Raw genomic sequence first — 23,972 nt, forward strand, 5'->3', positions numbered from 1 at the left:
CTGCCAATTTATAGTGTATGATAAATCAAAAAGAAATAACAAATGAATGGCTCAGTAAGGTTTCAAAAGAAAACAAAAATGCTGACAAAATTCTAGTAGAAAAGGTTGTACGTGCTTTACTTTTACTCGAAGGATTAGTAAAACAGAAGGTGCCTTTCATATTTAAGGGAGGTACTGCTTTGATGCTACATTTCAACTCAACCAGACGATTGTCAATAGATATTGATATTATATTGCCACAAGAAATTGAAAATTTAGAACAAACCCTAGATTTATTAACTTTAGAACAAGGGTTTTTACGGAAAGAGTTGCAATATAGGGATGCTAAATCGAAAATTAAAAAAGAACATTATAAATTTTTCTATACTCCATTACATAAAACTAATAAAGTGGAAGAATACGTTCTTCTGGACATATTATATGAGGAAGCAAATTATTCTAAAATAATTATGTTACCTATTCAATCAACATTTGTTCCAATTATAGATGAACCTCTAACGGTTAATGTTCCTATTTTAGAAGACATTTTAGGGGATAAATTAACCGCCTTTGCTCCAAACACAACTGGAATACCATACTTTAAAAAAGAAGATAGTATGAGTATGGAAATTATCAAACAGTTATATGATATTGGAAATCTTTTTGATGTTGTTAATGAACTAAGTGTCATCAGAAGCACATTTTTTCGTTTTGCTAAAACAGAATTAGCATATCGAAATTCAGATAGTATGAATGAAGCAGATGTACTAGAAGATATTTATCAAACATCACTTTGTATAGTAACTAGGGGAATTGATGGGAAAGGTAACTTTGTGGAATTGCAAAATGGAATTCAAAGAATTGGTAGTTTCATTTTCTCGGAAAATTATCATATTGAAAAAGCAATTACACATGCTTCAAAAGCAGCATATCTAGCTACTTTGTTAAAACATAATCTTTCAGTAATACAGAAATTTGAAAGTCCTGTTCAAATTAAAGATTGGTCTATCGGTGAACCATTAAATAATAAATTGAATAAACTTAAAAAATCCAATCCAGAAGCATTTTTCTATTGGTATCATATTTACTCTCTTTATAATATTTAATCTTATCCTAATCTAATAGTTTGTTTGAAAAATTATAGATTTAAAAAAAATATTGCTTACACAGATGCAAATTGGATGCAAATCAAAAACAAAAAAGACCTCACATTTCTGTGAAGTCTTTTCAATGTTGCTCCCCCTCTTGGAGAAAGTTACAAATTTAATGCGATGGTAATTTATTTAACAATCAGAAATCAGGGAGCTGAACTAACTAAATTAAAATAAAGAATTTGATTTTATCGTTACATTTATTACTGTTTGCTGTTTGATTTTAGTTTTTCAATTTCAGCTTTTGCTTTATCTTAATCATTTTTTTTGGTATTAATGACGATAACTCCATTTTCGCCTTTTTTACCGTATTTTTTCTGTGCATGAGAACCTATAATATTTCCATATGTACTAATTGTTTTTGGGTCAATTTTATCTAAATCTTGATAGTCAATTTCTTTTCCATCTAAAATAATTAAAGCTCTTTTAGCATCAACTGTTTTGTTATGCTTAATTTTATCTACGCGGCTAAAAGTTTCATCATCAGAATATTCAGCCGCTACTAATACTGCATGCGCGGCTTCAGAATTCGGCTTTTCACTTTCACTTTTCGTAGTTATTTCATAATACTTTTCACCTTCTTTTTTATCGATGTTGTATTTGGATTTTAATTGTTTTTCGTCCAATTCTTCAAATATATCAATTTCTTGGTCTAGTGGAATTTTACTTTTAATAGTGGCTGTTTGGAGCTTTCCGTTTACAATTAAATTCACCTTTTTGCCATTTTCGACTAAGTTATCAATTGAATAGTTATTTGTATCCTTTTCTACTTCAACTGCTTCAACTGCAATAGCATCGTTAATTTCTTCAAAACCGCAAGTAGTATCATCATATTTATCAGAATTAATAAAAATTTTGATGTTGTTAATTGGGTCAGTTGACTTTCTTTCAAGAATTCGATTGTAGGTTTTCCCTGAGTCAAAATCAAGTTTTATTTCAATTATTTCTCCTTTTTTATTTCGCTTAACTTTTGAAATTTTTAGTTTGTATTTTTTAATAGAAAAGATTTTTTGCAGTTTATTTAGCTCATCATCTGTACTGTTTTTGGTTAAAATAGAAGAAAAACTAGAAGAACTTATATAGTTTGATTCTTCAATTTTACCTTCCTTTACTTGTGCAATAGTTTCAATTTGAAATAATAACATAAAGCCAACTAATGCAGGAAGAATGGCGGCATACTTCCAAGCGTTTCTTTTGTGTGATTGATTTTTGTGTAACATAATGATTCTTTTTTTAATTAATGATTGATAAAATGGATTGGTTATTCCTACTATTTGTTGATGAACAACTACCTTTAATAGTGTTTTTTGATATTCATATTTACTTTCAATTTGTTCCAATGATTGATTATCGGCTATGAATTCTAAATTCTGTAACATGGCTTTTCGATACAACCAACTAATTGGATTAATCCAAAACAATGCGCCGAATATCTTTGATAACAATACATCTAAGGAATGCCATTGTTTTGCGTGAATGCGTTCGTGCGTTATAATGTGTTCGTATTCCTCTTTTGAAAAAAGAGAAGGATTAATAACGATGTACTTAAAGAACGAAAAAGGGTTTTCTGTCGAGTTAGCATAAATCAAAGTATAATTTGTATTTTTTTCCTTTTTTAATTTGACTATCTTATAGAAGAATGAGGCAATTTCGAATCCCACTTTTAGTAATATTACAATGGTAATTAAACCGTAGGCTGTACTTAAAATTAGCGACCAATCTGTAGGAGCTTCCGAAACAGTTCTAATTGTTTTATCGTTAGTTATTGGAACTACTTCGATGAATTTAGAAATCGGTTCAGGATTAATCCATATGGTTTTTGTAAATGTGATTAATGGCAAAATGATTGAAGTTACTAACCCCATTAATAAATACCAGCGATTTGAAACGTAAAAAGTTTCTTTACGCAGCAAAACCAAATACAATAAATAGAATAGAATAATTAGTCCATTCACCTTTGCAAAATAGAGAAGGAAATTTTCCATACTATTTCTTTTTTTCGATTAAAGCTAAAATTTCACGGAGTTCCTCAGCTGATATTTTTTCTTCTTCAGCAAAATAGGAAACTAAATTTTTGTACGAACTATTAAAATAATGGTTAATAGCAGTATTCATAAATGCTTTTCGATAATCTTCTATTGATACAATAGGGAAGTATTGGTGTGTTTTTCCATAGGCATTGTATCCTACATACCCTTTTTCTTCAAGATTTCTTACAATTGTAGAAAGGGTATTGTAATGAGGTTTTTCCTCTACAATTTTTTCCATAATGTCTTTTACAAAAGCTTTCTTTAGCTTCCATAAGATGTGCATTATTTCTTCTTCTTTGTTGGTTAGTTTTATCATGACTTTAAATTTTATAAGGCAAACTTAAAACTATTATTTTAGTTATACAACTATTTTTATAGTTATTTAACTATTTTTTTAGTTTTTAACTTATTTTACTGGGTTGATACAATCAATCGACGAAGGTTTTTGATCGTTTTATGTTTGTCATAAGGTTAATTATGGTCTTTGAAAGTAATTTTGTACAAACTATGTGCAAACCATTTAAACACAAAAAATCCGACACTTTCGTATCGGGCTTTGTTTTGCTCCCCCTCTTGGAGAAAGTTACAATTTTAAAGCGATGGTAATTTACTTAACTATTAGAAAAACAAATAGTTAAAACTATAGAAAATACCAGTCTTGAATTTTTTTGTATTTTAGCAAAAAAATGAATGCCTTATTTATTAAATGATAAGTTATGAAAAACAAGCTAATTTTTTCTCTTCTTTTTATTACATTATTGTCTTGTAACAAAGAAGATAATTCAATAACCCCTGACAAACCAAGTGAACAAAAAACAATCAATTTAACAGTTGACGGAAATGCAAGAAGTTTTATTGTTTATTTACCCACTGGTTATAACAACGCAGGAAAAATGCCTTTAATCTTCGCAATTCACGGCGGAAGCGGAACGCCTGAAGGAATGATTAACATTGCCAATTTCAAACCTATTTCAGATAGAGAAAAAGTAGTGTTAATTTATCCTGCAGGAATACAGAATAATTGGAATGATGGACGACCAACTACTCCAAATCAATTGGGAATTAATGATGTTAGTTTTTTCAATCAAATGTGTGACTATGCGATTGCAAATTTATCTGTTGATGGCACCAAAATTTATGCAACTGGAATCTCAAATGGTGGATTTATGTCTTCGCGATTGGGCTGTGAATTAAGTAATAGAATTGCCGCAATTGCTGTAGATGCTGCAACAATAGAAGCTACAACAATTGCTTCAAGTTGTAATCCCGGCAGACCAGTCCCTGCAATTTATATTCACGGAACTTCCGACCCTTTAGTTCCATTTACTGGTGGACAAATGACGGCTGGTGGAACTGCAGGAGGAACGGTTTTATCGCATTTTCAAGCAGTTGACAAATGGATAACTATTAATGGTTGTTCTAGCACTCCTGTAATAACAGATTTACCTGATATTGCAAACGATGGCACAACAATAAAACAAAGAGTATATTCAAATTCTACAAACGGAAGTGAAGTAGTAAGTTATGTTATAACAAATGGTGGACATACTTGGCCACAAGGGTATCAGTATCTAAATGAATTAATTATTGGCAAGACGAGTCAGGATATGAATGCTTGTGAAGTAATTTGGTCTTTTTTCAAAAGATTTAGAAGACTATAAGAAATTAAGCTTTGATATATTCCATAAAAAAAGAGGTCTTAATAGACCTCTTTTTCATTTGCTCCCTCTCTTGGGCTCGAACCAAGGACCCTCTGATTAACAGTCAGATGCTCTAACCAACTGAGCTAAGAAGGAAACTGTATAAGTAACTTTATTTAAGAACGTTTTTGTTGCTTTTGCTCTTTTAGCAAGGATCTCGTTAACTGGCTAAGCGGTTGCAAATATAAAGCGATTTTTATTTTTTGCAAACAAAAATCGATAATTTTTTTATTTTTTTTATTTCCCTACAATTGCTTTGTAGATATCGTTTCCGTTTGCAAATAAAAGCAACGTGATAAGTAATACAAAACCAACCATTTGAGCTCTCTCTAAAAACTTATCGGTAGGTTTTTTACCCGACACCATTTCGTATAATAAAAAGATTACATGACCTCCATCTAGGGCAGGAATTGGCAAAAGATTCATAACACCAAGCATAATAGACAGTAAAGCGGTGATATTCCAGAATACAAACCAGCTCCAAGTAGATGGGAAAATATTGAAAATAGCTCCAAATCCGCCCACGCCTTTATAAGCACCTGTACTAGGCGAAAAGATGGCTTTTAGTTGCTTTCCGTAGCTAGCAAGTTCGTTAAATCCTCTTGTAATTCCAACAGGAATCGATTGGAAAAAACCATATTCTTGTTTGTTGATTTTATATAAACCTAACTTTTCTAAATTATCATAAGGGAGCGATGCTTGAAGCACTCCCAACTTGCCACTTTCATTAATAGATAAATTTAGAGCTACATCTTTACCATCTCTTTTGATAATTGCAGGAACCGTTTTTCCTTTCAAATTTTGAAATAATACTATCAGTTCATCCGCATAAGTTACTGTTTGTCCGTTGCAACTCGTGATTATGTCTTTTGGTTTTAATATGTTTTTGTTTGGAGATTCTTTCGGGACAGCACCAATTACAAAAGGCATACGAAGATTTATTATATTTCCTCTTTCCGATTTCATTAATTGATCAATAAAATTCACGGGTAATTTTATTTTGATTTCATTACCATCCCGGTTTAGAGCTACTTCTTTTGCAAGAAACATTTCTTTGTTGATGTCGTCAAATTTTTGCACTTTAACGCCATCAATCGAAACAATTTTATCTCCAGTTTTAAAACCTAATTTTTCTACTATAGGGTTGCTTACCCAAATACCGTCTTTTACGTTTTCGTTAGCAATATATTGCTCACCATAGTAAAATGTCATCCCAATATAGATAATGAAAGCTAAGATGAAATTTACAGTAACACCACCTAACATGATGATTAAACGTTGCCAAGTTGGTTTAGAACGAAATTCCCATGGTTGTGCAGGCAATGCCATTTGTTCTTTGTCCATACTTTCGTCTATCATCCCCGATATTTTTACATAACCACCAAGAGGTAACCATCCGATACCGTATTCGGTTCCACCAATTTTCTTTTTGAATAAAGAATATTTGATATCGAAGAAAAGATAAAATTTTTCTACTCTAGTTTTGAATAATTTGGCTGGTATGAAATGGCCTAATTCGTGAAGAACAATAAGTATTGATAAGCTCAGTAAGAACTGAGAAAGTTTAATTGCAAATTCCATTTTTGTGATTCTGTATTGTTATAAAAAAGCAAAAGTAAGGTTTTCACCTTACTTTTTACTAATAATATTGATTAGGACTAATTTTTTATAATTTTTTTATGAAAAATTCCCTCCGAAGTTTGTAGTTGAACGGCGTAAACCCCCGTAGAAATTGAGGATAGTGAAAAATCTATAGCATTATTTTCTAAAACTACTTGTCCGAGATTATTGAAAATTGTTACTTTTTCTAGAATTATAGAAGTAGGTAACTGAATGTGTAGCAAGTCGGTTGCCGGATTAGGGTATAGGCTAATCGCTTTTTCTAAATCAAAAATTTCATTTGCCAAAGAGATGTTATTGTTTTTGGAAATCAAATGTTTATCGGGGTCAAATACAACGCTTGCAATGGAAAAATTTACTGGCTGAATAAAAACTTCGCCGTTAACGGTATTGTTCAATACTAAGTCCTGCTGTTCTCCATTACTGCCAAATATTCTTACAGGAACCGGCATTTCAAAATAACTCACCGAACTATTGGATTGGGTTTGATTTATCGTAAAACGACCTTGTCCAGTACCCCAATTTTGTGCGGTTATGGTATAGCTTGGATATCCTTGATTATAAATCCAATCGCTAAAAAACTCGTTTAAACTACTGCCATAAACAGTTTCTAAATGCGATTGTAAGTTAGCCGTAAGTGCATATTTAAATGCTAAAGAAGTGTCGGCAAGATAATTTTTTAAAGCTTGAAAAAACGCAGTATCTCCCATTTTAAAACGAAGCATTTCTAAAACCATGGCGCCTTTATTGTAGGTCAACCTTGAACTAAAAATTCGTCCAACATTAGTCGCTTCTGTATCCGTTAAGTAAACAGCACCTCCAGTTTGCGAAGTAATGCTGTTTATCATATTGGTTTTGTCTAAAACAAACGCTGCATTTCCATCAAAATTTTCTATAACTAAAGAAGCTAAATAAGTAGCAAATCCTTCATTAAGCCAAATGTCTTTCCATGTGCCACAAGTGATTTTATCTCCAAACCATTGGTGCCCCATTTCATGTGCAATTAAACTACGGCTAAAATTATTCATAAAAGAAACCGTAGTGTGTTCCATTCCTCCACCCCATCCAAACTGGGCATGACCATATTTTTCATTGTGAAATGGATAAATCTCAAATAAATTGCTAAACAAATCTAAGATTAAAGGAGTTTGATCTAATTGTGTTTGTACAGTACTAGTGAAGTTCTCGGGATAAACATAATTTACAATTGGATACGTATTAGGGGCAGTTCCAGCAGTTTGAGTATAAACAGTATAATTAGTTGCTGCCATGCAAATTAGATAAGCGGGAATTGGATAACCATGATGAAAATGAGTAGTTTTATTTGCGCCATTTACAACTTGAGATTGCTCTAATCCATTAGATACTGCTATGTATTGGGAGGGAGCGGTAATATAGACGTCAATAGAATTTATTTTGTCGTTTAGATCTTGTTTACAAGGCCACCAATCTCTGGCTCCAAAAGGCTCTGATAATGTCCATAAAACAGGAGATCCATTATGTGTTGTTGCAGCAAATGATCCAAATCCACCACTTGGAGGGGCGCCAGAATATATTATTTCAACTGTTGCAGATGTGCCAATGGCTTGCGTTACAGGAAGCGTAATTACCAATTCGTTGGAAGCATTTTGAGCAAATGTCAAATTGATGTTGTCTTTTTTTACAGAAGTCACTACCATTTGGGTTACTAAATCGAAAGTAACCGAATTCATATTTGCCAAAGCAGTATAGGTAGTTGTCACTTTGCCCGACACAAAATAAGCAGCTGGATTTATAGTAAATTCTAATTTATGATAGGTTACATCATAATTTAAAGTATTCGGATTTACCGCAACTGCCATTAAATTGGATGCAGATTTCATTTCAGAATTTACAAGTTCATTAAATGCTTCTTGTTCCTTTTGTGCAAAAGTAAAAGTAACAGTAAAAAGTAATAGTGCAAAGTAAGTTATTTTCATAATTAGGATACAATTTTTTGCTAATGTACAAACAAATATTTTTGGTTACTAAATGGTTTCTGTTAAAATTTATTCAAATAACTGTATTTTAATTCGTTACATGTAATACAATCTTTTTTATATTATTCTTTAAATAGAAAGCAATTTCTTAAATTTGCATTCTCATTAAAAATCAAGTCATGTTACAAATAGCTGTTATTAGGGAAAATCAAGAGAAAGTGATTGCTGCTTTAGCCAAAAAAAATATGGATGCTAAAGCCATTGTGGAAGAAATTGTGCAACTCGATGAAAATCGCAGAACTGCCCAAGTAGAACTTGACAACACTTTATCGGAATCCAACAAGCTATCCAAAGATATTGGGGAAATGATGAAGAATGGAGAAAAAGCAAAAGCGGAAATTTTAAAACAAAAAACCCTTCTTTTGCGAGAGCAAGGAAAAGCTATTTCAGAGAAAATAGAAATTCTTGCTGCCGATTTATTGCAAAAAATGTATTTGCTTCCTAATTTACCAGCAGATATTGTTCCTGTTGGAAAAACCCCAGAAGAAAACCTAAATGTGTTTGAAGAAGGAGATGTTCCAAAACTACACGAAGGAGCTTTACCGCATTGGGAATTGGTAAAAAAATACGACATTATAGATTTTGAATTAGGAGTTAAAATCACAGGTGCAGGATTTCCAGTTTATAAAGGGAAAGGTGCCAAATTGCAACGTGCTTTAATTACTTATTTTTTAGATAAAAATACCGATGCTGGTTATCTTGAATACCAAGTTCCTCATTTGGTAAACGAGGCTTCGGCCTATGGAACTGGACAATTGCCAGACAAAGAAGGGCAAATGTACCACGATGCTACGGATGATTTATATTTAATTCCGACAGCAGAAGTTCCGGTAACTAATATTTTCCGGGATGTGCTATTCACTGAAAATGATTTGCCAGTAAAATGCACCGGATACACACCATGTTTCCGAAGAGAAGCTGGTTCTTATGGTGCTCACGTTCGTGGATTGAATCGTTTACACCAATTTGATAAAGTAGAAATCGTGCGCGTGGAGCATCCAGACAAGTCGTATGAAGCATTGGATGAAATGGTAGAACACGTGAAAGACATCCTAAGAGAATTGCAATTGCCTTATAGAGTATTGCGTCTTTGTGGTGGCGATATGGGTTTTGCTTCGGCTTTAACTTATGATTTTGAAGTATTTTCTACTGCACAAGATCGTTGGTTGGAAATATCTTCTGTATCTAATTTTGAAACCTACCAAGCCAATCGTTTAAAATTGCGCTATAAAGATAAAGACGGGAAAAACCAATTGGCGCATACCCTTAACGGAAGTTCGTTAGCATTGCCAAGGGTTCTTGCCGGAATTTTAGAAAATTATCAAACGCCAGAAGGAATCGTTATTCCAGAAGTGTTACGCAAGTATACAGGATTTGATATTATTAACTAAAAGTTAATCTTACAAACAATGTACTAAACTAACACAAAATGTGCTACTTTGGTACATTGTTATTTAAAACCAATAGATGAAAAAAACGCTTTTCTTATTATTCTCTCTAGCATTTACGCTTTTTGTATCGGCGCAATCCGAACAATTGGCACAAAATTATATGGATAGAGGAGAGTTTGAAAAAGCGCAAATAGCCTATGAAGAATTGTTGAAATCGCAACCCAGTAATTCTAATTACTTCCAGCAAACAGTTGTGTGTTACCAACAATTACAACAATTTGAAAAAGCCAACAAAGCAATAGAAGATCGGTTAGACAAATTCAAACAAGGTAATTTATTGGTAGAATTAGGGTATAATTTTCAGTTGCAAAAAAATACTGATAAAGCCAAAAAATACTACGAGCAAGCTTTAGATAAAATTAGAAAAAACACTAACGAAGTTTATACCATTGCAACTACTTTTGAAAAAAAATCATTAGTAGATTATGCGCTTCAAGCCTATCAAATTGCGGTGGCATTAGAGCCTAAAAACAATTTTAATTTTCAAATGGCGTTGCTGTATGGGCAAAAAGGCGATACCGATAATATGATTGAAATGTTCTTAACGGAATCGTATAAAACGCCTCAAAATTTAATTCCAATTCAAAACCAATTTACCCGTTTTCTAACCGAAGACAGTAAAGAAAATTTTAATGAGGCTTTGAAAAAAGCAATCTTAATTCGAATTCAAAAAACACAAGATTTGTTTTGGAATGAGTATTTAAGTTGGTTTTATGTGCAAATGAAAGAATACGGGAAAGCCTTTATCCAACAAAAAGCAATTTACAAACGCAACCCCGAATCGTTTGCTAATATTGTAAACCTTGGGCAATTGGCAATTGAAGAAAATGACGACGAAGCTGCTAAGGAAATTTTAGGCTTTGTTCTTGAAAACACACAAGATTTAGATTTAAAGATCCAATCGAATGCTTATTTGATGGAAATGAAAATCAAAAAGGCAACGCCGCAAGACTACCTTGCAATCCGTCAAGAATTGGATGCCTTGCTGAAACAATTTGGCGAAAGCCCTTTTACTTTGTCCTTATTGAAATTAAAAGCCCATTTCGTTACTTTTAATTTGAAAGATTCCGAAGCTGGAAAATCTATTTTAAAAAATGCCTTGGAAATGCCCATCAATCGAGAGCAAATTGCTTCAATAAAAATGGAATTGGCCGACATTTTATTATTTGAAGAAAAATTTAACCAAGCATTAATTTATTATTCTCAAATAGAATCCGACGCAAATAATAGCCCTGTTGGACAAGAAGCCAATTTAAAAATAGCCAAAACGAGTTACTACAAAGGCGATTTCAAATGGGCAAACCACCAGTTAGAAGTTCTAAAATCGGCTTCCACACAATTAATTGCTAATGATGCCTTGGATCTTTTTTTGCTGATTTCGGATAACACCGTTGAAGATTCTACCCAAGTAGCATTAAAGAAATTTTCGCATGCCGATTTCTTATTGTTTCAAGATAAAAAACAAGATGCTTTGGCTGCCTTTCAAGCAATTTTGAAAGAAAACAAAGGCGATGCTATTGAACCTGTAACCCTTTTACGAACAGGAAAAATCTACGAAAGTTTAGGTAATATGGCTTCGGCATTAGCCAATTACAAACTAATTTTGGACAATTTCAAAGAGTGCATTTACATCGATGAGGCCTTATTTTATTCTGCAGAAATTTATAGCCAAAATAACGAAATTGAAAAAGCAAAACCGCTGTACGAAGAACTGATAACTAAGCACGAAGACAGTATTTACTATGTAATTGCTCAGAAAAAGTACAGGAAGTTACGTGGCGATAAAGAAATTTAATAGTTAAATTTCTTACAAAAGAAGCACCAACTAAGTGCTATAATTAATTTCACAAACCCCATAACTATGATTTTATATAACGTTACTAGCAATATAGATTCAAGTATCCAAGACCAATGGTTGCAATGGATGCAAGAAAAACACATTCCTGAAATTTTGGCAACAGGTAAATTCACTTCTGCTCGATTAGTTCGAGTTTTGGTGGAAGAAGAAATGGGCGGAATGACCTATGCTGTGCAATATACCACTGATAGCAAGGAAACCCTGCAGCGTTATTATGATGAGGATGCACCCAAGTTTAGAGCCGAAGGATTATCCCTTTTTGGAGATAAAGCATTAGCATTTAGAACCGAATTGGAATTTGTTTCGGAGTTTTTTCAATCAAATTAATAACTCATGGAAGTACGGTTTCAAACCAAAGAAGAAAGCAATAAGCAGCAACAAGAGGATTTTTTGAAATTGTCTAAAGTGGAGCGCGTATATAGTTTTTGGAGATTGATGGAACGAATGAGTCATTTTCCAGTAAAAAATAAAATAGAAAGTAAGAAAGATAATTTTTGGATAGTTATTCCAGAAAGAAAAAAGTAAATATACAGAGTGTTTTATGGAAAAGAAAATTCTTACAGATTTTGATATTTTAATAAAAGGTCAACTTACAGTCAACCTACCTATCATCACAATAATGATTTTGGTTTTTGGAGGTTTAGGCGAATTTACAGATTTTCCATTCTTTAGGAATATATTAATTTCCTTTGTTATTGGATGGATTTCTTGGGGATTTCTTGTGAAAAAATGGATTGAATGGGCAAAAAAGAATGATGTTTCTGATGAAAGATTGTTAAAAATAGGTAAGCCAGGATTATTAGTTTGGTCCATTCATACTATTGAAACGGTTACCAAACATAATAAATATCCTTGGATATAAAACAAATAATTTTCATTTTGCGCCTTTGCGCCTTCGCGAGAAAAAATAAAAACTTTGTGACTTAGTGCCTTCGCGGCAAAAAATATGGAAAAAGTAAAAGCCAAAAAACACCTCGGACAACATTTCTTAAAAGACGAATCAATCGCCAAAGCAATTGCCGACACACTAAATCTTGAGGGATACGACACGGTATTAGAAATCGGACCCGGAATGGGAGTGTTAACAAAATACCTTCTGGAAAAACCAGTTACGACCTATGCCATTGAAATCGATACCGAATCGGTTACGTATTTGAACGAAAATTATCCGCAACTACAAGACAAGATTATCTCTAAAGATTTCTTGCGATTCAATATCAACGAAGTTTTTGAAGGAAAACAATTTGCTATAATAGGCAATTTTCCGTATAATATTTCTACTCAAATTGTGTTTAGAGCATTAGAATTTCGTTCGCAAATTCCGGAATTTTCGGGTATGTTCCAAAAAGAAGTTGCCGAACGAATTTGCTCCAAAAAAGGAAGTAAAGTGTACGGAATTCTTTCGGTTTTAGCCCAAGCATTTTACGATGTTGAATATTTATTCACGGTAGATGAAACGGTTTTCATTCCACCACCAAGAGTAAAATCGGGGGTGATGCGAATGCGAAGAAAAGAAAATTACACGTTGCCTTGCAATGAAAAAATGCTTTATACCGTGGTAAAAATGGCTTTTCAACAGCGCAGAAAAACCATGCGAAATAGTTTAAAATCCTTAAATTTGTCGGATAATTTAAGAGAAGACACTATCTTTGACCTCCGACCAGAACAATTGTCGGTAGAACAATTTATAGAACTCACCCTAAAAATAGAGGCCAATGCAGTTTAAAATCAGCAAAGAACTTTTAGTTCAAATAGAGCAACTCATTCATCAAAAAAACGACCAGGAATTGGAAGTTTTATTGAATGACCTGCACCATGCTGATATTGCCGAGATTTTTGATGAACTAGAAATTGAAGAGGCTATTTATATTTTCAAAATATTAGATAGCGAAATCACTGCCGAAATATTAACCGAATTAGAAGAGGATGTTCGGGAGAAAATTCTAAACGGACTTTCTGCCAAGGAAATTGCAGAAGAAATAGATGAATTAGATACCGATGATGCCGCCGATATTATCTCGGAACTTTCTCAGAGTAAAAAAGAGCAAGTTATCTCAGAACTTGAGGATTTAGAACACGCTAAAGACATTGTAGATTTATTACGTTACGATGAGGATTCGGCAGGTGGTTTAATGGGAAAAGAGTTGGTTAAAGTAAATGAAAACTGGAGTGTTTTAACGTGTGTTAAAGAAATGCGCATTCAAGCAGAACATGTAACGCGTGTTCATTCAATATATGTAGTAGACGATGAAAATCGTTTAAAAGGCCGACTTTCTCTTAAAGATTTATTGACGACTTCTACTAAAACACCAATAAGTGAGGTTTATATTAAAAAAGTAGATTCGGTAAGAGTTTCAGCATCTAATGTTGAGGTGGCAAGAATTATGCAAAAATACGATCTTGAAGCCATTCCGGTAGTGGATGAAATGGGACGATTGGTAGGCAGAATTACCATTGACGATATTGTTGACGTTATAAAAGAAGAAGCCGATAAGGATTACCAGTTAGCAGCAGGTATCTCTCAAGATGTTGAAGCAGATGACAGCATCCTTGAACTTACAAAGGCACGTTTGCCATGGCTTGTTTTAGCACTTCTTGGTGGATTTGTTAGTGTGAAATTGTTAGGACTTTTTGAGCCAGCAATGAAAGAACATGGTTCTCTTTTCTTTTTTACACCATTAATTGCCGCAATGGCTGGTAATGTTGGGGTACAATCTTCCGCAATTATTGTGCAGGGATTGGCAAATCACACTATCAGTGGATCTATTATTAATAGACTTTTAAAAGAAATTTCATTAAGTTTATTAAACGGCGCCATTCTTGCAACAATTCTTTTTTTCGGGAGTCATTTTTTATTAAATGCCGATATCAAAATTGGAATAACCGTTACTATAGCACTAATTTCTGTAATAATTATTGCGTCATTAATTGGTACCTTCATTCCGCTTATTTTAGATAAATTCGGAATTGATCCAGCTCTTGCAACTGGACCATTTATTACAACAAGTAACGATATTTGTGGTATTTTAATTTATTTTTCAATCGCTAAATTAATCCTAGGATTTTAATTAAAAAAAAACCGTTACTAATTACTAAATTAATAAAACCGTAGATGTCTAGATTTAGATACCTACGGTTTTTTTAGTTGTTTCTTTTCGTTTAGAACGAAGTGTTTAAAGATAAAGACAATCCCGAACTTTCAGGAACGAATCTACATACGCCACCTACACATACTAAACCGCCTCTTTGTCTTCCATAGTTTAATGCTATTCTAGTGGCTTTCCATCTGTAAGAACCTCCTGCACTATAATAGTGATTTCGCAAATAATCTACATCATTACCATAATTATACATATCGGATAAATAAAATGACAATTTAGAATTTAAATTCAATTCAGCAGTTGCGCTAGCCCAATTTTTCTTATCATGATCTGCCCATAAATGCTCTCCAACTACTCTAATAGAACGGGATGTCGCAAATTTATAGGTTGCTTCTGCAGCCAAAATATTGGTATTTACTTCTCCGTAAGTTTCTTGAATCATTTTCTTATTATAATATTGGTTGACATAACTAAATATTGATTGCCATTTGGAATTCCATTTTTTTGTTACTTCAAAATTATAATCGGTAAAATATCTTTTCCCAAAACCTAGAAAATCAGCTTTATAATCTTGTGGATTGTAGATGTAAAAAGTGCCGCCTAAAGCATTCCAATTAGAAAAATTAAATGCCAATTTCATTCCGTTTTTACCTCCAAGAGAAGATCCCTTTTTTACATCATAAAAAACGTCAAATTGTCCGCCAATTTCACCTGCTTTCACCAAATCTTTATCGGCAAGAATAATATTAGGTTGTGCTTGATACACATAAATATTGGCTAAGTTATAGTGGTTTTGTTTGGTTAAACTAGGAATAAAATTCATAATTCGGTCGTTATACGAATTCCCTTTTGCACCTCGTTCTGAGAAGAAACTCATGTTTTCTAATCTTCTAAAAGTTCCATCTATACCAAATCCTTTTTTAGAATATCCAAGGTTAAGCAATACGGCACTTCCTGGTTTAATAAGGTTATTGTCAATTTGATCGGTAACTTGAACCACCGCATCTTTTGATTTGTAATCGTATTCGGTAGAAAGATAAAAAGAATGGTGTGAAAGACTTAATCTTCCTGCAAATCCATTGGTTAAATTATTGAATTTAGGGTTTACAATTTCCGTTTTTTCATCTCTCCCTACGTAAGTAAAACCTAGAGTAACATTGGTGGTTTTGTATTTCAATAAATCCGAAAGCGTTACTTCGGCATCCATGCCATAAATCTTGCTATTTGCCACATCAAAACCAGTTCGTTGTTGGCCATAAATAGATTTGAATGTTAGGTATTTAGTTGGTTTGAAAATTACCCTTCCACCACGCAAAGCATTGTTGATTCCCAAGGCTCTATCTTCCCAACTGCGGTAAAGTAAGCCACTACCAAATTGTTCGTAGAAATAACCTGCGGTAAGATCAATTTTTTCGGTTTTATATTGCACAAAATAAGTAGCAACATTTCTTCCTACATATTTCGGATTCATATTCAATAAAGCATTTTTTTCGTAAGCTTCCCCTTGAATTCCAGCCGTCCAATTTTTGTATTTATAATTTAAAAAAAGATAATTTGTAGAGCGTATAGGGTCTTGAGGATGTACTGTTGGGTTGTTGAATTCGTCCTTCAAACCAGTATCGTTAAGGTACCATTGTGAATTGGATTCAAATCCTCCAAATACATTGGCTTTTTCTTTTTCCTGAGATGTAACAGTAAAAGGAAGTAGTATTAAAAGTAATTGGTATAGTTTCATATAAGTATATGTTATTTTTTAGTGGTCATATATGTTATCGCTTTTCTAATTATTGGTGTTTGCTTACGCAAACTTTTTGTTTGTAGCGATTTCATATCTTATAATGTCTTCAATTTTTCAAATAAATCCACTTCGTTACCAGGTACATAGCCATTTTGAATATGTACAATCTTGTTGTTTTTCACCACAATAGTATATGGGATATTAACTATAGAAAGTGCTCTTTTAAAATCTTGATTGGTATCTAATAATATAGTGTATTCCCATTCTTTCCCATTAACTAATGGTTTTACTCTTTTTTGAGTTCTAGAATCATCCGTCGCCACTGCAATAACTTCAAAGCTTATGGTTTTTTTCCATTCTGCTTGTAATTCGTTCATTTCGTCCAATTCATTGATGCAGGGTCCACACCAACTAGCCCAAAATGAAAACACATATAATTTATCTTTTTCGGCAAAATCATTTTTTAAAGAAACTTTCTTACCATCTAAGGTTGAAAGATTTAAATCGGGTAAATTCTTTTGAGAAAAGGAATGCAATCCTACAAAAAGCAATAAAAGGAGTAATTTTTTCATAAAATTTAATTTGTTATACAAATAAATGAATAAAAAGCATAAGATTAAAATATATTTAGTTTAATTTGTATTAGGTTAGAATATTATATTTACTTATTATGAAGAAAGTTTATTTACTGAGTTTTTTGTTTGGAGCTTTTTTGTTCTCCTCTTGCGCAGACACTGTTGTCATTGAGAACAGGCCCGATGAAAGCGCTAATGCTCCTGCTATTTCTGGATACTTTAAAAAAAGAGTACTGATTGAAGATTACACAGGTACTTGGTGTGGTAATTGTGCCAGAGTTGCTTATGCAATTGATCAAGTAAAACTGCAAACGGATAAAGCAGTAACTGTTGCTATTCATAATGGTAACGATCCTTATCATTTTAATGGAATTGCTCCATTAAAAGATTTGATATTGCCTAATAATGCCCTTTCATTACCTATCTCTAGATTAAACAGAATGATTGTGTGGACGTTTCCAGAACCTACTAATACCCAACAAGCTTTAGATTTAACAGGCAATAATACTTCTTTAGGGTTGGCCTTAACTTCAACTGTAGTAAACGGAACAATAAATTTAGATGTAAAAATGAAATTTTTACAAGATTATACAAATTTGAAATTGGTAGTTTATTTGCTTGAAGACAAACTAATTTACGACCAACGCAATTACACTAATTATTTTAATGGAGAAAATCCAATAATAAATTTTGAACACAACCATGTATTGCGAACTTCTATAACTAACATATTAGGTGATGTTGTTTTTGGAACCACGAATGGAAGTACTGTTACAAAAAATTTTACAATTCCAATACCTGCAAACATTGCCAATTCGGCAAACATAAGTTTTGCGGCATTTTTGGTAGGAAGTGACAATGTAGTTTTAAATGCAAGAGCATCTATTGCTAATGAAAATCAAATATTTGAGCTAAATCCATAAGCAGAAAACACTACAATAAATAAGGTCACTTCACAGTAGACCTTATTTTTTTTGTAATAGTTTAATTTAAATTTGAATACGATGACTATCTACACCCTAATTCAACAAGTGAATATTACTGATAAAGTAAAACATGCGCCAGATGGATCCTACCAGATAGGAATTGTAATTGGAACCTTCTTGCCTTTTGTGATTTTAGTAGGAATTGCCTATTGGATGTATTATCGTGCTAAAAACAGAAACGATAACGAGTAAATTTCACTAAATTTGTAATCAAATAATTTTTCCATGAGTAAAATCAGAATTACCAAGCAATTTTCTTTTGAAACCGGTCATGCGCTTTATGGCTATGATGGAAAATGCAAAAATGTTCACGGACATAGTTATAAACTTTCGGTGACCGTTATTGGTACTCCAATTTTAGACCAATCGAATGTGAAGTTTGGTATGGTAATAGATTTCTCCGATTTAAAGAAAATTGTTCGAGAAGAAATTGTTGATCTATTTGATCATGCAACTGTTTTTAACAAAAACACCCCTCACGTAGAATTGGCCGAAGAATTAAAAAAACGTGGCCATCATGTTATTTTAGTGGATTACCAGCCTACAAGTGAAAACATGGTTGTAGATTTTGCTAAGAAAATTAGCGATAGATTGCCAAAAGAAATTCTTTTACATTCTTTAAAATTACAAGAAACTGAAAGCTCTTTTGCCGAATGGTATGCTTCCGATAATTTGTAATTTAGTACTTTTACCCAATGTCCAACAAAAAAATCTACTTCGCATCCGACCAACATTTTGGAGCTCCTACACCAGAAGCAAGTTTTCCGCGTGAGCAAAAGTTTGTTGCATGGTTGGATGAGGTTAAAAAAGATGCCGAAGCCATATTTCTGTTAGGTGATTTATTCGATTTTTGGTTCGAATATAAAACCGTAGTTCCCAAAGGATTCGTTAGAGTTCTCGGGAAATTAGCCGAAATTAAAGATAGCGGTATCCCAATTTATTTTTTCGTTGGCAACCACGATTTGTGGATGAACGACTATTTCCAAAAAGAATTGAATATCCCAGTCTACCACGACAATAAAGAATTTAACTTCAACGATAAAACCTTTTTAATAGGGCATGGCGACGGCAAAGGTCCCGGCGACAAAGGCTATAAACGAATGAAAAAAGTTTTTGTACACCCATTCTCAAAATGGCTTTACAGATGGTTGCATCCCGATATTGGCATGAAATTAGCGCAACACCTTTCGGTAAAAAACAAATTAATTTCAGGCGCCGAAGACGTCATTTTTTTAGGAGAAGACAAAGAATGGTTGATTCAATACACCAAACGAAAATTACAAACGAATCACTACAATTACTTTGTTTTTGGCCACCGTCACCTTCCTATGATAGTCAAAGTTGGAGAAAACTCCGAGTACGTTAATCTAGGAGACTGGATTGGGTATTTCACCTATGGCGTTTTCGACGGTGAAAAATTTGAAATTAAGACCTTTTCTAAAGATTAAGAAATTCTATTTTTAATAGTGAAAGTATTCGGCATTTCAGCAAACTTCTTTCCCTCTTTACGTAGCAATCTGTCATAGCTTGGAACGAATCTATTCAACACACTTATTCGGTATCGAATTGTCAAGATTTTCATTTAAATCAAGGGTTCTCTCTTTGCAATGGTATAAAATATAAAATGCTGTTTTTGATATGTAGCAAAAAACGATGGTTATTTAGACCAATTAATTGGATACTATAAATAGTTTAAAAAAGAAATGCCTCCAATAGTTATAAACTATTTGGAGACATACCCAAGTAATAAGATTATCAGTTTTTATTCAATAACTATTCTTTTTACAATTTTTTTATCCCCGTCTTTTACGGTTACTAAATAAACCCCTGATTCAACATTTTCTAACTGAAGGTTTTGAGAAAAGATTCCAGTATTAGAAAATTGTTTGTCAAAAATATTTCTTCCTCTTATATCGTGTACCATAATACTAATATTATTGCTAGTAGAAGAGTCAAACTTCACATTGAAATTTCCTTTATTAGGATTTGGATAAATACTGAAATTAGTAAATCCAAATTCTTCATTTGCTAATGAAGGTGTAATAGTGAAATTTTTAGAATTTACTGCTAAAAAAACATTTCCAACAGCTTTAACCATAAATCTACAAGCTGTTTTTGTTGCTGGGACATTTGGTAAAGTTACTGTGTAAGAACCATTATTTGGCACCCCAGAAGCTATTGTTGTCCAAGTTGTGGTATTTGGAACAGATGGAGTCGTAGCAACATATCCTTCAAGAGCTGTTGAAACATTTGTAGAAACTAAAATATCTACTGTAGGAGAGTTAAAAGGAGTTAATGCAGTGCTTCCTGGAACCCAAGTTACCGTTTGAGAAGAATTTCCAGCATACGAAAGACCGGTAGTGCTTTGAGAAGAAACTGAAAAAGCTCCTCCAGTTGCATTAACAGTAATAATAGAAGCATCTGTATTTGTTTGACCTGCTCCTGCTTGATTGTCTCTAGCTGTAAAAGTAAAATTTAATGGTCTAGCTACAGAAGATACAGATTCCCAATTAGTCACAGTAGCAGTTGTTATTGCAATTGTGCCAGCTAATATTTTACCCATTTGAGGAAAATATCTAAAAATATTTGTACTTGGTTTAAAGGTTCTAAAGTTTGGCCCTACTGTTTTGGTCTGTATTACTTCACTATTTGCATTTGTTGTAGCATTAGTTCCAAGATCATTTTGCTCCCAAAGATAAGTTAATACATCACTAGCATCTGCATCTGTAGCTGTCCCTGTTAGCATAAATGCGGTTCCAATAGGAATAGTATAATCTAAACCAGCAGATACAACAGGTCTGTTATCTGTCATCGTGGTAGATATAGGACAAGATTTAGTGTTTAAATTAGTCTGTATTTGCAAAATACTTTTATAAGAAAAAATAGGATCCGAATGCGCTTGCACGTTATAATTAGTAACTCCTGCATATCCCATAATTGTTGAACCACTTCCTGGCTCGGTTTGAGCAATTGATCCCTCATATCCATGGGTAAAAGTATGGTTTCCTCCCATTTGATGCCCCATTTCATGAGCCACATAGTCCACATCAAAACTATCCCCTGCTGGAATTCCATTTGATGGTGAGGTAAAGCCGGAACCTTTATAACTATTAGTAGCTGATCCACCTGTAGACAGAACATTAGTACAAACACAACCAATACACCCTGCATTTCCACCACCTCCGTCACCTCCAAACAAATGACCAATATCAAATGCTGAATCTCCTAATGTATTATGCAAATTATTCATTAATTGAGCATTCCATGTAGCGCCCGGCGATGCAGCTCCAGTGACAGAAGAATCATAAGGATCGGTTGATGAATTGTAATAAATTACACTTGTATTATCAATCAAGTTCAAATGAACAGCTAAATCCTTTTCAAATATACCATTTACACGAGTCATTGTTGCATTCATGGCCGCAATAACAAGTGCTACATCAGCACTACTATAAGCTCCAAAATAATTTGAATATTCTGCAGTACATGACAAAGCCAATTGCATAGTCTTATATTTTAAATTATTTGATTTATTGCTGCTATTATTATTGTCTAATACATCTATATTTAACTGAGTATCCGTAGTAGTGCAATTTAAAGTGCTTTTTGTTCTATTTGAAGAATCGAAAATAAGGTAAGTTGTAGCTTCTTTGTCATAAGCCTCAATAAATTCTGTTGCGCTGTTAGCTCTAAAAAGTGTTGTTTGGACCCCTTGTGGTGAAAGACTAAAGTTAATTATGGAACCATCTGAAATACTTTTTCCAACATACGCCCTAACTTGTGGGAATTTTGCTTGAAAATCAGGTTCCATATTGGAATTTTCCCAAACAAGAAACTTTTCAATTTCTCCATTTTTATTAGGAAATTCAACCTCAACTCCTGGTTGTTTAGAAAATTTATTTTTAGCATTAACCAAAGTTTGCTTAAATGCAGTAAAATTCAAAGAAAAATATTTTCCCCCTTCTTCATTTAAATCAGTTCTAACTTTTAAAAGTTTAGAAATTTGGTCTTGGCCAACAGCATTCCACACAGAATTTTTTTGTGCAATCATTTGACCAAATGATAATAAAATTGCTAAAAATAGTATTGATTTTTTCATTATAGTAATTGTTTATTTAAGACTTCAAATATATAATTATTTATTTAATCCTAAAAAACAATTAACATTAACTACTATAATCTTAAGAATATTAATAAAGTTTTATTATTATATTAATTACTCTTTAAGTAAATTTGCCCAAAAAACTAAGTGAAATTATTCCACTCCATAAATAATTATTTAAGTTCAAAAAAAACAATTATCACTATCGGTACATTTGACGGTATCCATATTGGACATAGAAAAATATTGGATAAAATAATACAAAGTGCTCATGAGGTCGATTGCGAGAGTCTTGTGCTAACTTTTTTTCCGCATCCACGAATGATTTTGCAAGAAGATTCTACTGTAAAGCTACTAAATACCATGGACGAAAAGATTGGCTTATTGAAAGAAATTGGCATTGACAACCTTATTATTCATCCATTTGATAAAGAGTTTTCTCAACTTACAGCAGAAAAATTTGTAAAAAACATCTTAGTAGATAAACTACAAATTCAAAAAATAATCATTGGTTATGATCACCGATTTGGGCAAAATAGAACTGCCGATATTAATGATTTAATACATTTTGGAAAAAAATATAGATTTGAAGTAGAACAAATTTCGGCACAAGAAATAGATGATATTGCAGTTAGTTCCACAAAAATTAGGAATGCCCTAGCAGAAGGAATTATTTCTTTAGCAAATGAATATCTAGGGTATAATTATTGTTTTTCTGGCATAGTGGTTAAAGGAAATCAACTTGGCAGAACCATAGGATTTCCTACTGCAAATATACTGACAAAAGAGGATTATAAATTAATACCGATGAAAGGAGTCTACTTAGTTAAGAGCATTATAAAAGGGGATCTTGTTTACGGCATAATGAATATTGGTATTCGACCTACTCTTAATGGTACAAACCAAACCATTGAAGTACATTATTTAGACTTTAACGAAGACCTTTACGAACAACAATTAACTATAGAAGTTCTAGAATTTATTAGAGCAGAGCAAAAATTTGATTCTTTAGAAATTCTAAAAAATCAAATACAAAAAGACAAAGAAAAATCACTTACTTTTATTTTAAAGTAAGGTAAATGATAGATTATTGTTTGAAAAAAATACGAAATTTTAGAAGATCTGAATCTTGTTTTAACTCCACAACCAAAGAATCTACAAAAGTATATAAAGTATGTTTTTGTCAAATAGATTCTAGAATTATTACTATTTGTAAAAACACTGAAAGCACCAAACTACTTTTTTTAATTTGTATTAGAAACAAGAAAACTAATTTTAAGATCTTCAATAATCATTAGGAAAGGGTTCTACTTATTTATTAAAGTAGAACCCTTTGTTTTTCAAAGAATAAATTTTTAGAATCGCAAAGAAATCAATTATTATCGAGAACAACAAAATCGATTAAATCTAATTATCTTTTTTATCCCCTTGGTTTGTTTATTTTATTTATCCTTTTGAATAATAAAAAAGCGTAAGCAATTCCTATAATAATAAAAATCCAAAGTCTAACATTAATTGGCGCTGCCGGAGGATCCCCTCCTTCTAAGCCAGTACTTCCATTATCATCCTCGTCTCCAGGACCACCTCCTATTTGAGCAAATAATATAAAATCTGTAAATAGAAAATATATTAATATTAAAATTTTAAATAACTTTTTCATATT

General features: G+C 32.6%; 22 protein-coding genes and 1 tRNA gene. 14 read left to right on the forward strand and 9 right to left on the reverse strand.

All coding sequences use genetic code 11. The annotated features are described in order from the left end of the window. The first annotated feature begins 17 nt into the window (after positions 1-17). Positions 18-1,085, forward strand: coding sequence for a nucleotidyl transferase AbiEii/AbiGii toxin family protein (locus ACIQ2J_RS08365; protein WP_396168507.1), 1,068 nt, complete (start codon positions 18-20; stop codon positions 1,083-1,085). Positions 1,086-1,384: 299 nt separating this feature from the next. Here ACIQ2J_RS08365 and ACIQ2J_RS08370 read toward each other — a convergent pair whose 3' ends face one another. Both ACIQ2J_RS08370 and ACIQ2J_RS08375 read right to left on the reverse strand, forming a co-directional pair. After that, positions 1,385-3,055 carry a M56 family metallopeptidase gene (locus ACIQ2J_RS08370; RefSeq protein ID WP_396168509.1) on the reverse strand — a complete coding sequence of 557 codons (1,671 nt, stop codon included), beginning with the start codon at positions 3,053-3,055 and terminating at the stop codon, positions 1,385-1,387. 61 nt (positions 3,056-3,116) lie between these two features. Continuing rightward, positions 3,117-3,476, reverse strand: coding sequence for a BlaI/MecI/CopY family transcriptional regulator (locus ACIQ2J_RS08375; RefSeq protein WP_396168511.1), 360 nt, complete (start codon positions 3,474-3,476; stop codon positions 3,117-3,119). Between the two features lie 400 nt (positions 3,477-3,876). Here ACIQ2J_RS08375 and ACIQ2J_RS08380 point away from each other — a divergent pair, with 400 nt between their 5' ends. Continuing rightward, positions 3,877-4,821, forward strand: a complete 945-nt coding sequence (locus ACIQ2J_RS08380; protein WP_396168513.1) for an alpha/beta hydrolase family esterase — start codon at positions 3,877-3,879, stop codon at positions 4,819-4,821. Positions 4,822-4,882: 61 nt separating this feature from the next. Here the strand turns inward: ACIQ2J_RS08380 and ACIQ2J_RS08385 are convergent. The 3 genes from ACIQ2J_RS08385 to ACIQ2J_RS08395 all read right to left on the reverse strand — a co-directional run bounded on the left by ACIQ2J_RS08385 (position 4,883) and on the right by ACIQ2J_RS08395 (position 8,438). After that, a tRNA-Asn gene (locus ACIQ2J_RS08385) sits at positions 4,883-4,956 on the reverse strand. Between the two features lie 141 nt (positions 4,957-5,097). Next, complete coding sequence (rseP, locus tag ACIQ2J_RS08390; protein WP_396168515.1) at positions 5,098-6,441, reverse strand: RIP metalloprotease RseP; 1,344 nt, start codon at positions 6,439-6,441, stop codon at positions 5,098-5,100. A gap of 77 nt (positions 6,442-6,518) precedes the next feature. Next, the gene (locus tag ACIQ2J_RS08395) at positions 6,519-8,438 is read right to left on the reverse strand and encodes a M1 family aminopeptidase (protein ID WP_396168518.1); all 1,920 of its coding nucleotides are present in this window, start codon (positions 8,436-8,438) and stop codon (positions 6,519-6,521) included. Between the two features lie 179 nt (positions 8,439-8,617). Here ACIQ2J_RS08395 and serS point away from each other — a divergent pair, with 179 nt between their 5' ends. The 7 genes from serS (at position 8,618) to mgtE (ending at position 14,875) form a co-directional block, all read left to right on the forward strand. After that, positions 8,618-9,889 (forward strand): serine--tRNA ligase, encoded by a 1,272-nt coding sequence (gene serS / locus ACIQ2J_RS08400; protein WP_396168521.1) that lies wholly within the window; start codon positions 8,618-8,620, stop codon positions 9,887-9,889. Positions 9,890-9,965: 76 nt separating this feature from the next. Beyond that, positions 9,966-11,744 carry a tetratricopeptide repeat protein gene (locus tag ACIQ2J_RS08405; protein WP_396168523.1) on the forward strand — a complete coding sequence of 593 codons (1,779 nt, stop codon included), beginning with the start codon at positions 9,966-9,968 and terminating at the stop codon, positions 11,742-11,744. 66 nt (positions 11,745-11,810) lie between these two features. Next, the gene (locus tag ACIQ2J_RS08410; protein ID WP_396168525.1) at positions 11,811-12,134 is read left to right on the forward strand and encodes a DUF4286 family protein; all 324 of its coding nucleotides are present in this window, start codon (positions 11,811-11,813) and stop codon (positions 12,132-12,134) included. A gap of 6 nt (positions 12,135-12,140) precedes the next feature. After that, positions 12,141-12,332 (forward strand): hypothetical protein, encoded by a 192-nt coding sequence (locus tag ACIQ2J_RS08415; protein WP_396168527.1) that lies wholly within the window; start codon positions 12,141-12,143, stop codon positions 12,330-12,332. Positions 12,333-12,348: 16 nt separating this feature from the next. Beyond that, on the forward strand, positions 12,349-12,669 hold the full coding sequence (locus ACIQ2J_RS08420; RefSeq protein WP_396168529.1) for a hypothetical protein: 321 nt from the start codon (positions 12,349-12,351) through the stop codon (positions 12,667-12,669). Between the two features lie 84 nt (positions 12,670-12,753). Beyond that, positions 12,754-13,533: a 16S rRNA (adenine(1518)-N(6)/adenine(1519)-N(6))-dimethyltransferase RsmA gene (gene rsmA, locus ACIQ2J_RS08425; protein WP_396168531.1), complete on the forward strand. Its 780-nt coding sequence runs from the start codon at positions 12,754-12,756 to the stop codon at positions 13,531-13,533. After that, positions 13,523-14,875 (forward strand): magnesium transporter, encoded by a 1,353-nt coding sequence (gene mgtE / locus ACIQ2J_RS08430; protein ID WP_396168533.1) that lies wholly within the window; start codon positions 13,523-13,525, stop codon positions 14,873-14,875. The genes rsmA and mgtE overlap by 11 nt, the downstream gene beginning before the upstream one ends. Before the next feature lie 91 nt (positions 14,876-14,966). On the opposite strand, the gene ACIQ2J_RS08435 is transcribed toward mgtE, so the two are convergent. Continuing rightward, positions 14,967-16,643, reverse strand: coding sequence for a DUF6029 family protein (locus tag ACIQ2J_RS08435; RefSeq protein WP_396168535.1), 1,677 nt, complete (start codon positions 16,641-16,643; stop codon positions 14,967-14,969). Positions 16,644-16,741: 98 nt separating this feature from the next. After that, positions 16,742-17,218, reverse strand: coding sequence for a TlpA family protein disulfide reductase (locus tag ACIQ2J_RS08440; protein ID WP_396168537.1), 477 nt, complete (start codon positions 17,216-17,218; stop codon positions 16,742-16,744). Between the two features lie 98 nt (positions 17,219-17,316). Between ACIQ2J_RS08440 and ACIQ2J_RS08445 the strand changes: the two genes are divergently transcribed. From ACIQ2J_RS08445 to ACIQ2J_RS08460, 4 genes are all read left to right on the forward strand, one after another. Continuing rightward, positions 17,317-18,144, forward strand: a complete 828-nt coding sequence (locus ACIQ2J_RS08445; protein ID WP_396168539.1) for an Omp28-related outer membrane protein — start codon at positions 17,317-17,319, stop codon at positions 18,142-18,144. A gap of 81 nt (positions 18,145-18,225) precedes the next feature. Then, entirely contained in the window at positions 18,226-18,399 is a 174-nt protein-coding gene (locus tag ACIQ2J_RS08450) for a hypothetical protein (protein ID WP_396168541.1), read from the forward strand. Between the two features lie 33 nt (positions 18,400-18,432). Then, positions 18,433-18,885, forward strand: coding sequence for a 6-pyruvoyl trahydropterin synthase family protein (locus ACIQ2J_RS08455; protein WP_396168543.1), 453 nt, complete (start codon positions 18,433-18,435; stop codon positions 18,883-18,885). A 17-nt stretch (positions 18,886-18,902) separates the two neighbouring features. Then, the gene (locus tag ACIQ2J_RS08460) at positions 18,903-19,655 is read left to right on the forward strand and encodes a UDP-2,3-diacylglucosamine diphosphatase (protein WP_396168545.1); all 753 of its coding nucleotides are present in this window, start codon (positions 18,903-18,905) and stop codon (positions 19,653-19,655) included. 314 nt (positions 19,656-19,969) lie between these two features. Here ACIQ2J_RS08460 and ACIQ2J_RS08465 read toward each other — a convergent pair whose 3' ends face one another. Beyond that, positions 19,970-22,306, reverse strand: a complete 2,337-nt coding sequence (locus ACIQ2J_RS08465) for a reprolysin-like metallopeptidase (RefSeq protein ID WP_396168548.1) — start codon at positions 22,304-22,306, stop codon at positions 19,970-19,972. A gap of 150 nt (positions 22,307-22,456) precedes the next feature. Here ACIQ2J_RS08465 and ACIQ2J_RS08470 point away from each other — a divergent pair, with 150 nt between their 5' ends. Beyond that, positions 22,457-23,383, forward strand: coding sequence for a bifunctional riboflavin kinase/FAD synthetase (locus tag ACIQ2J_RS08470; RefSeq protein ID WP_396168550.1), 927 nt, complete (start codon positions 22,457-22,459; stop codon positions 23,381-23,383). A 346-nt stretch (positions 23,384-23,729) separates the two neighbouring features. Here the strand turns inward: ACIQ2J_RS08470 and ACIQ2J_RS08475 are convergent, their stop codons facing one another. Next, positions 23,730-23,969, reverse strand: a complete 240-nt coding sequence (locus ACIQ2J_RS08475; RefSeq protein ID WP_396168552.1) for a hypothetical protein — start codon at positions 23,967-23,969, stop codon at positions 23,730-23,732. Between the last annotated feature and the right edge of the window lie 3 nt (positions 23,970-23,972).

This window comes from Flavobacterium sp. (genome assembly GCF_044357305.1).
GTDB lineage: Bacteria > Bacteroidota > Bacteroidia > Flavobacteriales > Flavobacteriaceae > Flavobacterium.